The sequence below is a fragment of the Pseudomonas sp. GW821-FHT01C01 genome, assembly GCF_059422645.1.
The window spans coordinates 1-14,939 of record NZ_JBWKXF010000068.1; the positions used below are offsets into that span (position 1 = coordinate 1).

Genomic DNA, 14,939 nt, shown 5'->3' on the forward strand with positions numbered 1-14,939 from the left:
CAATGACTGATTTTACGACTGCTTCGCAGCCGAACGCAGCCTCGCGGGCTCGGCAGCTGCTACAAAGGGTGTCGCGGTTGAAATTGCTTAACTGACTGGCATTAGCCTCAAAGGCGCCGTTTTGTTCGTAATTGCGGTCAAGACCTGTTGTTTTGGGCCTTTAGCAAGTCGCGGATCTCGCCCAGCAACTCTTCTTCCTTGGTTGGAACCGGCGGCAGGCTAGGGGCCACGGCCTCTTCGCGCTTCAGACGGTTGATGGCCTTGACGCCCATGAAGATCGCGAAGGCAACGATGACGAAATCGAGGATGGTCTGGATGAATTTGCCATAAGCCAGCACCACTGCCGGGGTGGCGCCTTCCGCTGCCTTGAGCGTTATGGCCAGATCACTGAAGTCCACGCCCCCGATCAGCATCCCGATTGGCGGCATGATCAGGTCGCCGACAAACGACGTAACGATCTTGCCGAAGGCCGCACCGATGATGATGCCGACGGCCATGTCGACCACGTTGCCCTTGACCGCGAAGGCCTTGAACTCATTTAGCACGCCCATAGGTTATTTCCTTGTTACAGATGAGGTTGATGAGCGCAGTGTAAATCAGCAAATCGAATCTTGCTCAGATCAACTGCCTGCTGTGCTTGCCTGCAATCGACCAGGGCGTTGCTGAAAAATCACCGATTGAGCTCCTCCCTGGGCCGACCAGGCTTTCTGCGGCGAGTCGCAGAAAGTTTTTTCAGATGTATTGGTTCGTTTGCGTGAGCAGGCCAGAGTTGAATTACACCCCTGAATCAGGAAAGGTTGAAATTGGGTGGGTAGTTGATGGGCAGAAGCTCTTGTTGAGTGCTAACTGTAGTGGCGGTGGGGTGAGTTGTTTTTAGTTGAGAGTAATTGCTAAATAAGTTGCGTATTTGTTTAAGGGTCGCATGTTGAGTGGGGGATGGCAGGGTTGTGCATTAAGTGTGTAAATGATTAACGCTTGTACAGGTTTTCATGTCTGACATTAAGGCGTGTCTCCGGAGTTTATTGAACGTATTGAACGAAAAAGCTTATACAAGGTTTTTATCGGGCGAGCATATTTCAACCAGTCCTGTTTAATGAGGCGGCTTGAAAACAACAAAGTGGTTACAAAATATCTGGCCGCGCTCCTGCGCCTCAGCTGAGCTATCATCGCGTTTTTTTGCCGGGAGTTCCGATGGCCAAGGCCAAGCGCATGTACGGCTGCACCGAGTGCGGCTCAACCTTCCCCAAATGGGCCGGCCAGTGCGGTGAGTGCGGGGCCTGGAACACGCTCACCGAAACCATGGTGGAAAGTGGCGGAGCAGCCGCCCCCAGCGGGCGTACCGGTTGGGCCGGCCAACAGGCGCAGATCAAGACCCTGGCCGAAGTCAGTGTCGAAGAAATTCCGCGCTTCTCCACCGCGTCCAGCGAACTGGACCGGGTTCTGGGTGGCGGACTGGTGGATGGCTCGGTGGTGCTGATCGGTGGCGACCCGGGCATCGGCAAGTCGACCATTCTGTTGCAAACCTTGTGCAACCTCGCCAAGAGCATGCCGGCGCTGTACGTCACCGGTGAAGAATCCCAGCAGCAAGTGGCCATGCGTGCGCGGCGCCTGGGGTTGCCTCAGGATCAACTGCGGGTCATGACCGAAACCTGCATCGAAACCATCATTGCCACGGCCCGCCAGGAAAAGCCCAAGGTGATGGTGATCGACTCGATCCAGACGATCTTCACCGAGCAACTGCAATCGGCACCGGGTGGTGTATCCCAGGTGCGCGAAAGCGCGGCACTGCTGGTGCGTTATGCCAAACAGAGCGGTACGGCGATTTTCCTGGTGGGCCACGTCACCAAGGAAGGCGCGCTGGCTGGCCCTCGGGTGCTGGAGCACATGGTCGACACCGTGCTGTATTTCGAAGGCGAGTCCGACGGGCGCCTGCGTCTGCTGCGGGCGGTGAAGAACCGTTTCGGCGCAGTCAATGAACTGGGCGTCTTCGGCATGACCGACAAGGGCTTGAAGGAAGTCTCCAACCCATCGGCGATTTTTCTGACCCGTGCCCAGGAGGAAGTCCCGGGCAGTGTGGTGATGGCGACGTGGGAAGGCACGCGGCCGATGCTGGTGGAGGTTCAGGCGCTGGTGGACGACAGTCACCTGGCCAACCCGCGTCGGGTCACGCTGGGGCTGGACCAAAACCGGCTGGCGATGTTGCTGGCGGTTCTGCACCGTCATGGTGGCATTCCGACCCACGATCAGGACGTGTTCCTCAACGTGGTCGGCGGGGTCAAGGTGCTGGAAACGGCGTCCGACCTGGCGTTGATGGCGGCGGTGATGTCCAGTTTGCGCAACCGGCCGCTGCCCCACGATCTGCTGGTGTTCGGTGAAGTCGGGCTTTCCGGTGAGGTGCGTCCGGTGCCGAGCGGTCAGGAGCGTTTGAAAGAGGCTGCCAAGCACGGCTTCAAGCGGGCCATCGTGCCCAAGGGCAATGCGCCGAAAGAGGCACCGGCGGGGTTGCAGATTATTGCGGTCACTCGGCTGGAACAGGCGCTCGATGCGTTGTTCGAATAGTTTCGGGTTAATGCACAACCCTGTGGGAGCGGGCTTGCTCGCGAAAGCGCTGTGTCAGTCAACAGAGATGCTGAATGTAATGGCCTCTTCGCGAGCAAGCCCGCTCCCACAATGATTTTCGCTGATGGCTAGATCTCGATCAGGGCACCCAGTTCGCGCTCCAACTCTTCTGGATCAGCGAGGTTGAGCTCGATCAATCGCCGCAGACGCTCGATGGACTCCAGGCTGATGTGCAGGCAGACAAAGCCGAGTTGGCCATGGTCGTTGTGGGCCAGTTGCACATCCATGGTGATGTCGACCTCTTCGCTCAAATGAATGTCGACTAGAAAATCCTGCTGCGGATTGCCCATCCACGGATCGGGTCGCTCGATCAGCAACCCTTTGAGCGACAGGTCAATCAATTTCACCGGCCAGGTGGATTCGCCCTGACTCAGCTCGGTTCGGGCATCGAACGCAATACGTTTGAAGCGACGACGTTCGGCAGGGTGCTCGCTCATGGCACGATCCTCGGAAATGTACGCTGACTATAGACCCGCATGATCAATGGCTGCCAGCGCGTGCAGGTGTCTAGACCAATGTCGGGGTATGGTCTTTGCCGTCAGGAGAGCTAAACTCGGGGTGGCTGTCTTTCTTGTCCACTCTGGCTGGAATAATAAAATGAAAAATAATAATAGCCCGCTACGCCATTTGCCTTGGCTGGTGCTGGCAATCGTAGGTGCGTGCGCCCTGGGCGTCGTGGCATTGCGCCGAGGCGAGGCAATCAACGCCTTGTGGATTGTGGTCGCTGCCGTGGCCATCTATCTGGTCGCCTACCGCTACTACAGTCTGTTCATCGCTAACAATGTCATGCAACTCGATGCGCGACGGGCCACTCCCGCCGTGCTCAACAATGACGGTCTGGACTATGTGCCGACCAACAAGCACATTCTTTTTGGTCACCACTTCGCCGCCATCGCTGGCGCAGGTCCGCTGGTCGGCCCGGTATTGGCGGCGCAGATGGGTTATCTGCCCGGCACGCTGTGGCTGATTGCCGGCGTGGTGCTGGCCGGTTCGGTGCAGGATTTCATGGTCCTGTTCATGTCCACCCGCCGCAATGGCCGTTCCCTCGGTGACATGGTCCGCGAGGAAATGGGCCGCATCCCCGGCACCATCGCGTTGTTCGGCTGCTTCCTGATCATGATCATCATCCTTGCGGTGCTGGCGCTGATCGTGGTCAAAGCCCTGGCCGAGAGCCCGTGGGGTATTTTCACGGTGATGGCGACCATCCCGATCGCGATGTTCATGGGCGTGTACATGCGCTACATCCGCCCAGGCCGCATCGGTGAGATTTCCGTTATCGGCGTGCTGTTGCTGCTCGGTTCGATCTGGCTCGGTGGGCAGATTGCCGCCGATCCGGTGTGGGCCAAGGCGTTCAGCTTCACCGGCATCCAGATCACCTGGATGCTGATCGGTTACGGTTTTGTCGCGGCCGTGTTGCCGGTGTGGCTGATCCTGGCGCCGCGTGACTACCTCTCCACCTTCCTGAAAATCGGCACCATCGTCGCCCTGGCCATCGGCATCCTGATCACTATGCCCGAGCTGAAAATGCCGGCGCTGACCCAGTTCATCGATGGCACTGGCCCGGTATGGAAGGGCGGGCTGTTTCCATTCCTGTTCATCACCATCGCCTGTGGCGCGGTCTCCGGTTTCCACGCGCTGATCTCTTCCGGTACCACGCCGAAGCTGCTGGATAACGAAACCAACGCCCGCTACATCGGTTACGGCGGCATGCTGATGGAATCGTTCGTGGCCATCATGGCCATGGTCGCCGCGTCGGTGATCGAGCCGGGCGTGTACTTCGCCATGAACAGCCCGGCCGCTGTGGTTGGCGGTGATGTGGTGGCGGTTGCGACAGCAGTCAGCAACTGGGGCTTCGCCATCACGCCGGAAGCGTTGCAAGCCGTGGCCCATGACATCGGTGAAACCACCATCCTGGCCCGTGCCGGTGGCGCGCCGACCCTGGCAGTCGGTATCGCCCAAATCCTGCACAGTGTCCTGCCGGGTGAAAACACCATGGCGTTCTGGTACCACTTCGCGATCCTGTTCGAAGCGTTGTTCATCCTGACCGCGGTCGACGCCGGTACCCGTGCCGGGCGCTTCATGCTGCAGGATTTGCTCGGTTCGTTCGTGCCGGCCCTGCGCCGCACCGAATCCTGGACCGCCAACCTGATCGCCACCGCCGGTTGCGTGGCCATGTGGGGCTGGTTGCTGTACCAAGGGGTGATCGATCCATTGGGTGGCATCAACACCTTGTGGCCGCTGTTCGGTATCTCCAACCAGATGCTGGCCGGTATCGCGCTGATGCTCGGCACCGTCGTGCTGATCAAGATGAAACGCCAACGCTACATCTGGGTGACCTTGCTGCCGGCAGCCTGGCTGCTGATCTGCACCACCACCGCAGGCTTCATCAAGCTGTTCGATGCCAACCCGGCGATCGGCTTCCTGTCGCTGGCCAAGAAATACAGCGATGCGCTGGCCAATGGTCAGATCCTCGCCCCGGCCAAGGACATCACCCAGATGCAGCACGTGATCTTCAACGCCTACACCAACGCAACGCTGACCGCGCTGTTCCTGTTCGTGGTGTTCAGCATCCTGTTCTATGCGCTCAAGGTCGGTATTTCCGCCTGGGGCAGCAAGGAGCGTACGGATAAAGAATCGCCATTCCAGGCGCTGCCGGAAGCGTGATCGAGGATTTGCACCATGTTCAATGACCTGAGTCGCCTCGGTAAATACCTCGGTCAGGCTGCGCGCCTGATGGTCGGCATGCCCGACTACGACAACTACGTCGAGCATATGCAGACCAAACACCCGGACAAACCGGTGATGAGCTATGAGATGTTCTTTCGGGAGCGTCAGGAAGCCCGTTACGGTGGCAAGGGTGGGCCGAAGTGCTGTTGATCCGGCTATCGGATTGACGGCTATCCCTGTGGGAGCGGGCTTGCTCGTGAAAGCGGTGTGTCATTCAACATTCATGTCGACTGACACGACCCCTTCGCGAGCAAGCCCGCTCCCACATTTGTTTTGTGTTGTTTTTTCATCTTGTGAAAAAGGAGATCCAGTTTGTCCTCTCCCATCCCGGTCACGATCCTCAGCGGCTTCCTCGGCGCCGGCAAGACCACATTGCTGCGTCATCTGCTCAAAGCCGAGCACGGCCTGAAAATCGCCGTGATCGAGAACGAGTTCAGCGACGCTGGTATCGATACCCAGTTGTTGGGTGATGAACCGGTGCAAGTGATGACGCTGTCCAATGGCTGCGTCTGCTGCACTATCCACACCGATCTGACCAAGGCGCTGTACCTGCTGCTCGAACGTCTGGATAGCGGCGACATCGCCTTCGACCGCCTGGTGATCGAATGCACCGGTCTGGCCGATCCGGCACCGGTGGCGCAAACCTTTTTCATCGACGAGGAGTTGCGCGAGCGCTACATCCTCGACGGCATCATTACCCTGGTGGACGCGGCCCACGCCGATCAGCACCTGACCCAGACCATCGCCCAGGCGCAAATCGGTTTTGCCGACCGCTTGCTGGTGAGCAAGCGCGATCTGGTGGACGAGCCGACCTTCACCGCGTTGAGCGAACGCCTGACCCGGATCAACCGTCGCGCCCCGATCCGCGTGGTTGACCACGGCAAGATCGATCTCGCCGAACTGCTCGATGTACGCGGCTTCAACCTCAATGCCGACCTCGGTGGTGGTGTGAGTTTGCGACCGGTCAGCCAGGCATCGTCTATCGACCGCATTTCCAGCCTGGTGCTGCGCACCGACAAGGCACTGGATATCGACAAGCTCAGCGAGTTCATGAACGAATTGCTGGAGGAGCATGGCAAGCAGTTGCTGCGCTACAAAGGTGTGTTGAACATCATGGGTGAGCCGCGGCGCATGGTGTTCCAGGGCGTGTTGAAGCTCTATGGTTTCGACTGGGACACCGAGTGGGCCGACAACGAAACCCGCGAAAGTGTGATCGTGTTTATCGCCGATGACCTGCCGGAAGAGAAAATTCGGGCAGGGTTTGAACGCGTCACCGTGAACTGATCTACCAGGTCCCCGTCGCGAAGCGGGACCTGAGCCAATGATCGCCCGCCTTGAGCGGGCGTTTTCTTGTAAATGAATATTTGTTTTTACTGGAACAGTGCCCCGGTCGAGGCTGTCGATTTCATAGCGTTTTGTATTCTGGTTTTTCTGGTTTAACACCGAAGTTCATAAATATTGCCGGTCTTGTTGAATGGGTATGTTAGAAGCTGAGGTGACTGTTTCTTTGTGTGTAGGGTGAATACAACTTGTTGGATTTTAATCAAGTACCAGGTTTTGTGTGGTGTTTACATTTGGATTGATTTGCCCGGCAGTGTGCCTTTGTTTTGAGTGATAACTTTTACTGGCGCCAATCAAGGCGACTTGAAATTTATTGGGAGAAACATCATGCAAGAACAAATCATGGACCTGTCCGGTGAACTCGATGCCGAGTTTGAAGCTTATGCAAGTGCTGGCAACATTGGCGAAAACGGTGAGAATGCAGTTTGCAGCACCGTGATTTCGTGCGACACCCTGGGCTGCACCTTCGGCTGCACGCCCTGCTAATCCTCCCGTAAATCAGGGCGGATCATTGATCCGCCCTGTTCAAGAGTGGCTGGAAATGTTGACGGATATACTGAGTTTCAATGAGCGTAAATCATCGGGTGTCTCAGGGGCGCCAGATCACAAGGCGCTGCGTAAGACTCTGGATCTTTTACATAAGGATGATCAAGCCGTTCTTCGTAATTTTGGAATAAGTCGACAAGGCTTGCTGGCAGAAGTTGATCGTCTTGAATGCTCTCGTGATGTAAAAAAATTACCGGGAGTTGAAGCGCTCGGCCAAAAAATTAACGTGATAGTATCACTGGCCGTTGACGGTGATGTCGGTGAGTGTGAAATATTTTGGGAGTATTACACTCGCTGGTTTGGTTATTTCAAACATGTTTTTGAAAATGATGAGAGATACGGTTTTGCCGCTCAGTGGGTTGATATGGAGACCTTTATTCCCGGTGTCCGAGCGCATTTAACTTCACAAATCAAAATGTTCTCCGAAAAATCGTTGGTCCATCAGTTGAACAGTCACATAGCTGACGGCGCCGATCTGGACGTGGAGACGTTTAGCAGAAAACTCGTCGATGAAACCCTGGCTTCATTCCTGACCTCATACCCGGTACTGACCCGCCTGGTTGTGGAGCGAATCGAAGACACAGTGGCTTACCTCTATAAGGTTGTCGCTCATTTCGCCGAGGATATTGATCAACTCGAAGCCGCATTCGCATTGGCCGGGCGGCGAATCGACTCTATAACACTGGGTCTGGGGGATGCTCACGCAAATGGGGAAACAGTCTGTTGTATCCAGATAGGTGACCATCCACTGGTGTACAAGCCTAGGAGTAACCGGGAGGCGCTGTTTTACGGTGCATTGCTTGAGCAATTGCATGAGAGTACAGGCTATGCCGGTTTTTCCATTTATGCGCCTGTCATGGTGTCGTCAGGCGACCATAGCTGGATTGAGAAAATCGAAAACGTTGCCTGTGAGACAGAAAATGATCTGGCTCTGTTCTATCAGCGGCTGGGTGCCCAGGTTGCAGTGGTTCATGCCCTGAACGGCATCGACTTTCACTTCGAAAACATTATTGCTTGCGGGAGCAACCCAGTGTTGATTGACCTGGAGTGTCTGTTCACGTCGTCCATAATCGATTTGAAGATTGATCTGCCGCAAAGCCGAGCCCTGTTCAAAACCATCAAGTTCAATAGCCAGTCCGTGTTCTCAACTGGCTTCTTGCCTACCAGCGCGGAGAGTGACGACGACTACAGTGGGCTGTGTCGACAGCCATGTTTCGCGGTAAAACAAAAGCAGCTGGTCCGTGAGCAGCGGTTCTATCGCTTGAAGCAAGCCGACGCCGATCATCAGCCAATGGTTCGGCACCTGCCTGTTTTCGAAGGTCAGGCGCGTTCGGTAGCAGAGTACAAGGAAGCCTTTTTCCTTGGTTTCGAACTGGCCTACGATGAAGTGATGAACCGCCGCCACGCGGTACTCGAGTTGCTCGCAGAGCATGCGGGCGCGTTGAAAACCCGTGTCCTGATCAAAAATACCAAGCGCTACGGTGACTTCATCGGGATGATGTTTCACCCTCGATTCACAAAATGCCGGTTTCACCAGGAGTTGCTGCTGGCAACCTTGTGGTCGGATCTGAGCGGCACTCTCGGCGAGTACGATATTCCCAGACATGAAATCAAAGATCTGGAGAAGGCCAACGTTCCGTGTTTCACCATGCCGCTATTGTCCAGTCAATTGATCGACGCCCATGGTCAGCCCGTGGCCTCGTTGGCTATTGAGTCGCCGTTCGAGAGTTGCCGTCGCAAGCTCGACAGCCTCTCGCTCAAAGACAAAGTATTTCAGTTACACATCGTGCAAATGTGTGTGTTCCCCGTCGCCAACGAAACATTGGCGTTGAACCGCAGGCATCAGCTCAAAACCGTTACCCAGTTGAGCCACGCCCACTACCTCGAAGGTGCCACGAGTATTGCCGGGGCCATCGAAGCGATGCGTATAGAAGGCGAGGAAGGCGATGTCGGCTGGACATTCATGGATACGCACCCGCGAACCTTGCGCCATTTTATTTCGCCGATGAACAACGGCTTGTACAACGGGGTCGGCGGTCTGGCGATTTTCTATCTGAGTCTGTTCCGGGTCTGCGGCGCCACGCGCTATTTGAATGAAGCCGAGCGAATTCTCTGCGCGATGTCCAAGTCCCAGGGGCAATTTACCCAGGAGTCGACTGTCAGCGCCTACAACGGTCTGACCTCTTATTTGTACGTACTGGTCAATTATCAACTCATGACTGGTCGCCAGACGTATCTGACGACCATTGAAGAACTGCTGCACAAGCTGGCTGAGTTTCCACGCGAGGGTGATCAATTCGACTTCATTCATGGCAGGTGCGGAACAGTGACTGTCCTGGTGAATCTCTATCAGCTTGAAAGGCGCGAAACCCTGCTGCCTCTGATCGAAAGGTACTCGCAAGCCATTCAATCAGCCGTAACCTTGGAAAACGGGGCATTGCTGTTCGAAGCGACGAGCAAACCACTGTGGACCGGATTTTCCCATGGCATCTCCGGCGCTCTCCTTGCGATAGGCAAAGTCTGGGAAGTGACGAAGGAACCCCGGCTGGCAGAGTTGATCGTGCAGTGGCTGCACGCAGAAAATCGCCTTGCCGACGATGAATTCTGGCTTGATCTGCGCAAAAGCCCAGCGACTCGGTCCATGAGCAAGTGGTGTCATGGCGACGCTGGAATTCTGATTACCCGACGCTGGTTGGCTCAAGCCATGGGAGAGACATTGGATGTCAAAACAAGAACCGTGCTCCAGCAGGACGCTGAGCGTTGCGAGCGCCACCTCTGGGAGTTGGGGCTAGGGGCTGGCTACAGTCTGTGCCATGGCGATTTCGGCAATCTCTTGTGTCTGTTGAAGCACTATCGCGAGACGAGCAATGAGCCGGGTATCGCAAAGGTGAAGCAGGCAATTTCGCAGGTGGCCCATAACTTCTTCAATGAAAACTTTCTGGAGGAGCGCAATGTCCCCGAGTTGGGCATGATGCTGGGAATCACAGGCGTCGGCCTGTCCCTGTTGTCTGTCATTGATGGCGGGTTGCCGGACGTGTTGTCCATGGAGTTTGCAAGGCCGACTAATGCTGCTTGAGCTTTTTCCGGTCGGTCGATTCAGGGATTCGACCGGGTCAACCGTTGTTCAAGTTCATTCAAATGTTGAGTCATCAACAGAACCGCTGAACTGACATCTGTTCGTTCCAAAGCATCGACAATCGCAGCGTGTCCGCGCCAGGTGCAATGGCCTTCAGTGTTTTTTTCTTGCTGTGCAATGACCAGTGAGGTCTGTGCTACCAGACTGTCGAGGAAGTGCAACAATGGAGTATTGCCAGCCATGCTGGCCAGTTGCAGGTGAAACTCACCGGACAGGCGAATAGCTGACCCGCGCTGACCGCACTCCTGGTAACGGCGATGTTTTTCGATCAATTCACGCAGTGCATTCAGTTCACCGGGGCGAGGCCTTTGGCAGGTGAGTTGGACAAGCGTGGTTTCAGCCAGGCGACGCGCGTGGAGTACTTGCAGGGTTTGTTCGCAAGTGGGTGCCGCGACGCGCGGGCGATGATTGGGGCGCAAGATGACGACCTGTTCATGTGACAGACGCGTCAGTACACGGCGAATGTCGCTGCGGCTTTCGCCGAACATTTGCCCGAGGCTTTCTTCGGTAAATCGACTGGCCGGGGCGATGCGCTGCTCAAGAATGGCATCGAATACCCGCGGGTAGAGGTCGTCCACCAAGGGTTTGGCGCGATGGGCGCGGGAGAAGGGCAGGGCCGTCGGTATCTCGCGGTTGTACGGCGCTGTGGCGAAGCTGTTCATGGCCTGTCTCCAGTTCGAAGAGGGATCAACTGCGAAGGTTGTCGTCCGGGATGTTCAGTTCGATGCCCATGCGCTGGCCTTCGCGCAAGATGTGCCGGCGCATCTCGGCGCTGGCCTGGGCGCTGTTCTTGCTGCGGATCGCGCGCACCACGGCTTCGTTTTCTTCAAGGCGTTCAGCCAGGTGCTCAGGGGAGTTTCGCAGCACTTCGGCGCTCTGCTTGAGGGCATTGCTGGTCTGCTGCACCACGCTCTGGAAGATCGGATTCGACGTCAGCGTGAACAGCTCTTCGTGGAACGCGATGTAGGCGTTCACGCCGGCTTCACTGTCGTTGGCCTCCAGGGCTTCGCGCATGTCCATCAGGGTCAGGCGCAGTTGCCCGACTTCCTTGCTGCTGATGGATTGCGCCACCAGGCCGACGATGAACGGCTCGAGGGTGTAGCGCAGTTGCAGCACATCTTCGAGGCTGGCTGCAGCGACTGCGCTGTCGTGGGATTGGCTGTCACTGAGATTGGCTTCCAGCACCACCACGCCTTTGCCCGGCATCGAGCGCACCAGGCCAAGGGTTTCCAGGACGATGACCGCTTCACGCAGGCTCGGACGACTGATGCCCAGTTGTTCGGCCAGCTCCCGTTGCCCCGGCAGCATGTCGCCGGAGCGCCACTGACCGCGGGCCAGCGCGGCCCGAAGCTTTTCTACGACTGAATTTACGACGGTCGACGAGGTAATCACTGTTCGCTCCATGAGCATCTGTAACGGTTGTTGGCCGTGCCTGCCCGGAAGCAGGCACGGCGTGTATTCAAAATTCCTGCTGATGGGCCGGTGCCACCGGTTTTCGCGGCTGGAAGGTATAACCCACCTGACCGGAAAGTACTTTGTTCGCCCGCTGCACGTCGATGTCCTTTTCCCAGCGCGCGATGGCCACGGTCGCCACGCAGTTGCCGATCAGGTTGGTCAACGCCCGGCCAATGCCCATGAACCAGTCCACGGCCAGTACCAGAACCAGACCCACGACCGGAATCGCCGGGATCGCTGTCAGGGTGGCCGCCAGGATCACCAGCGCCGAGCCCGGAATACCGTGCGCTCCCTTGGAGGTGATCAGCGACACCAGCAGAATCGTCAGCAGGTCGGTCATCGCCAGTGGCGTACCGGTGGCATTGGCGATGAACACGATGGCCAATGTCAGGTAGATCGAGAAACCGTCGAGGTTGAACGAGTAACCGGTAGGAATCACCAGCCCGACTGTCGAGCTGCCGATGCCCAGGTGTTCAAGCTTGCGCATGATTTGTGGCAACACGGCGTCGGATGAAGCGGTGCCCATGACGATCAACAGTTCTTCGCGCAGGTACTTGAGCAACGGCCACATCCGCAGCCCGGAAAGGCGCATCACCAGACCGAGAATCAGCGCTACGAAGGCCGCGCAAGTCAGGTAGAAAAGGCCAACCAGGCTGCCCAGGTGTTGCAGCGAATCCAGGCCATATTTGCTGGTGGTGAACGCGATCGCGCCGAACACACCAATCGGTGCCAGGCGCACGATCATGCCCATGATGCGGAAGATCACATGGCTGAGTTCATTGATCAGCCGTGAAATACCCGACGCCGCCTCGCCCACCAGATTCAGCGCACTGCCGAACAGCACTGAAAACAGCAGGACTTGCAGGATGTTGTTATCGGCAAAGGCGCCGATCACAGACGTGGGAATCAGGTCCATCAGGAACTGCGTGGTGGTGTGCATGTGCTGCCCGCGCTGGGCGATATCGCCGATGTCGGCGGCGGAAAGCTGTTCCAGATGAATGTTTGCACCGCTACCGATACCGGTGCTGAAGGCGAACACCAGGCCGATCACCAGGGCGATGGTGGTCAGCACTTCGAAGTAGATCACCGATTTCAGGCCGATGCGCCCGACCTTTTTCAGATCCCCCGCACCGCTGATGCCGCTGACCACCACACAGAACACGATCAGGCCGATGAGCATTTTGATCAGCTTGATAAAGCCGTCACCGAGTGGTTTGAGCTGAGCGGAGTATTCGGGAAGGGTCAGCCCGCAGACGATGCCGAGCACCAGTCCGAGAACCACTTGGAGGAAGATTGAACGCGAGCACCATCTGAGCATGGGAGGAATCCTGGTCGGTGTCCTGGCTGTCGTGCGCAAGACGCATCGACTTCAGGACTTAATTATTGTGGTCTTACCGGTATGTCCAGTGCAGGCGCAGTTTACGCTCGGTTTTTTCTCGATTACAAGTGAAAAACACAAAATTGGCATGACCGGTCTTACCAGTTGTGCTGATCCTGTAGGAGCTGGCTTGTCAGCGAAGGCGGACGAAAGATCATGCCCCGCCTCAAGGACGCCTTCGCCGGCAAGCCGGCTCCTACAATGAGGTGCAATAACATACAGGCGAAAAAAAACCGGCCATCTCTGGCCGGTTTTTTTAACTGCGGTTTAGCGGGGCTGATTAAGCACCGTACACCGGCAGCTTCTTGCAGATAGCCTTGACCTTCTCACGAACGGCGTCGATCACCGCTTCGTTGTTCAGGTCTGCCAGGATGTCGCAGATCCAGCCGGCCAGTTCCTTGCACTCTGCTTCCTTGAAGCCGCGAGTGGTCACAGCCGGGGTGCCGAAGCGCAGGCCGGAGGTGACGAACGGGGAGCGTGGATCGTTTGGCACGGAGTTCTTGTTCACGGTGATGAACGCTTTGCCCAGAGCGGCATCGGCGTCTTTACCGGAGATTTCCTGCTTGATCAGCGACAGCAGGAACAGGTGGTTTTCAGTACCGCCGGAAACCACGTCGAAACCGCGCTCGATGAATACGCCGGCCATGGCCTTGGCGTTTTTCACCACTTGCTGCTGGTAAGCCTTGAACTCTGGCTGCAGTGCTTCCTTGAAGCAGATCGCCTTGGCTGCGATCACGTGCTCCAGCGGGCCACCCTGGGCGCCCGGGAATACCGCGGAGTTCAGCTTTTTCTCGATGTCGGCGTTGGCGCGAGCCAGGATCAGGCCGCCACGTGGACCGCGCAGGGTCTTGTGGGTGGTGGTGGTCACGACGTCAGCGAATGGAACCGGGTTCGGGTAGACGCCAGCGGCGACCAGACCGGCCACGTGGGCCATGTCGACGAACAGGTAGGCGCCAACCTTGTCAGCGATTTCGCGGAAACGCGGGAAGTCCAGAATCTGCGAGTAAGCAGAGAAACCGGCCACGATCATTTTCGGCTTGTGCTCTACAGCCAGGCGCTCGACTTCGTCGTAGTCGATCAGGCCGTTGGCGTCGATGCCGTACTGGATGGCGTTGTACAGCTTGCCGGAGGACGAAACGCTGGCACCGTGGGTCAGGTGACCACCGTGGGCCAGGCTCATGCCCAGGATGGTGTCGCCAGCGGACAGCAGGGCCAGGTAAACGGCGCTGTTGGCTTGCGAACCGGCGTGTGGCTGAACGTTGGCGTAGTCGGCGCCGAACAGCTCTTTGGCTCGATCAATAGCCAGCTGCTCGACGACGTCGACGAACTCGCAACCACCGTAGTAGCGCTTGCCCGGGTAGCCTTCGGCGTACTTGTTGGTCAGTACCGAGCCTTGAGCTTCCATCACCGCAGGGCTGGTGTAGTTTTCCGAAGCGATCAGCTCAATGTGCTCTTCCTGGCGCTGAGCTTCTTGCTCCATGGCGGCAAAGAGATCGGCGTCGTACTTGGCAATAGTCAAATCACGGCTGAACATGGCGGTCCTCAAGGATCGGGGGCGGAAAAGGGGGGCATTCTAACCCAATGGGTTTTAGATGGCATATGAAACGACATCATGTCGCAGACAAGTGGGCTTCATGAGCGGATATGCGGTGCCTGGGCGGGCCTCTTCGCGGGCAAGTCGGATCGCCGCACCGCCGCTCCCACATTTGGAATGCGTTCCCCTGTGGGAGCGGGCTT

The 14,939-nt window shown here is 57.1% G+C and carries 12 protein-coding genes; 6 read left to right on the forward strand and 6 right to left on the reverse strand.

From position 1 onward, the window contains the following. Positions 1-137: 137 nt before the first annotated feature. Positions 138-551, reverse strand: a complete 414-nt coding sequence (gene mscL / locus AC07XF_RS26415) for a large-conductance mechanosensitive channel protein MscL (RefSeq protein ID WP_495028847.1) — start codon at positions 549-551, stop codon at positions 138-140. Between the two features lie 640 nt (positions 552-1,191). On the opposite strand from mscL, the gene radA reads away from it, so the two are divergent. Further along, positions 1,192-2,559, forward strand: coding sequence for a DNA repair protein RadA (gene radA / locus AC07XF_RS26420; RefSeq protein ID WP_204934943.1), 1,368 nt, complete (start codon positions 1,192-1,194; stop codon positions 2,557-2,559). Between the two features lie 128 nt (positions 2,560-2,687). Here the strand turns inward: radA and AC07XF_RS26425 are convergent, their stop codons facing one another. After that, positions 2,688-3,056 (reverse strand): PilZ domain-containing protein, encoded by a 369-nt coding sequence (locus AC07XF_RS26425; protein WP_495028848.1) that lies wholly within the window; start codon positions 3,054-3,056, stop codon positions 2,688-2,690. 160 nt (positions 3,057-3,216) lie between these two features. Here AC07XF_RS26425 and AC07XF_RS26430 point away from each other — a divergent pair, with 160 nt between their 5' ends. The 5 genes from AC07XF_RS26430 (at position 3,217) to lanM (ending at position 10,309) form a co-directional block, all read left to right on the forward strand. Next, the gene (locus tag AC07XF_RS26430) at positions 3,217-5,283 is read left to right on the forward strand and encodes a carbon starvation CstA family protein (protein ID WP_495028849.1); all 2,067 of its coding nucleotides are present in this window, start codon (positions 3,217-3,219) and stop codon (positions 5,281-5,283) included. Positions 5,284-5,298: 15 nt separating this feature from the next. Then, the gene (locus AC07XF_RS26435; RefSeq protein ID WP_007895266.1) at positions 5,299-5,496 is read left to right on the forward strand and encodes a YbdD/YjiX family protein; all 198 of its coding nucleotides are present in this window, start codon (positions 5,299-5,301) and stop codon (positions 5,494-5,496) included. A gap of 162 nt (positions 5,497-5,658) precedes the next feature. Further along, positions 5,659-6,630: a GTPase gene (yjiA, locus tag AC07XF_RS26440; protein WP_495028850.1), complete on the forward strand. Its 972-nt coding sequence runs from the start codon at positions 5,659-5,661 to the stop codon at positions 6,628-6,630. Positions 6,631-7,014: 384 nt separating this feature from the next. Then, on the forward strand, positions 7,015-7,173 hold the full coding sequence (locus tag AC07XF_RS26445; protein ID WP_495028851.1) for a hypothetical protein: 159 nt from the start codon (positions 7,015-7,017) through the stop codon (positions 7,171-7,173). Positions 7,174-7,198: 25 nt separating this feature from the next. Next, entirely contained in the window at positions 7,199-10,309 is a 3,111-nt protein-coding gene (gene lanM / locus AC07XF_RS26450) for a type 2 lanthipeptide synthetase LanM (RefSeq protein ID WP_495028852.1), read from the forward strand. Positions 10,310-10,329: 20 nt separating this feature from the next. Here lanM and AC07XF_RS26455 read toward each other — a convergent pair whose 3' ends face one another. The 4 genes from AC07XF_RS26455 to glyA form a co-directional block, all read right to left on the reverse strand. Further along, positions 10,330-11,031: a GntR family transcriptional regulator gene (locus tag AC07XF_RS26455; RefSeq protein WP_495028853.1), complete on the reverse strand. Its 702-nt coding sequence runs from the start codon at positions 11,029-11,031 to the stop codon at positions 10,330-10,332. 25 nt (positions 11,032-11,056) lie between these two features. Next, positions 11,057-11,761: a FadR/GntR family transcriptional regulator gene (locus AC07XF_RS26460; protein ID WP_495028854.1), complete on the reverse strand. Its 705-nt coding sequence runs from the start codon at positions 11,759-11,761 to the stop codon at positions 11,057-11,059. Positions 11,762-11,828: 67 nt separating this feature from the next. Next, entirely contained in the window at positions 11,829-13,142 is a 1,314-nt protein-coding gene (locus AC07XF_RS26465; protein WP_495028855.1) for a C4-dicarboxylate transporter DctA, read from the reverse strand. A 340-nt stretch (positions 13,143-13,482) separates the two neighbouring features. Beyond that, positions 13,483-14,736, reverse strand: coding sequence for a serine hydroxymethyltransferase (gene glyA, locus AC07XF_RS26470; RefSeq protein WP_495028856.1), 1,254 nt, complete (start codon positions 14,734-14,736; stop codon positions 13,483-13,485). Positions 14,737-14,939 lie beyond the last annotated feature (203 nt).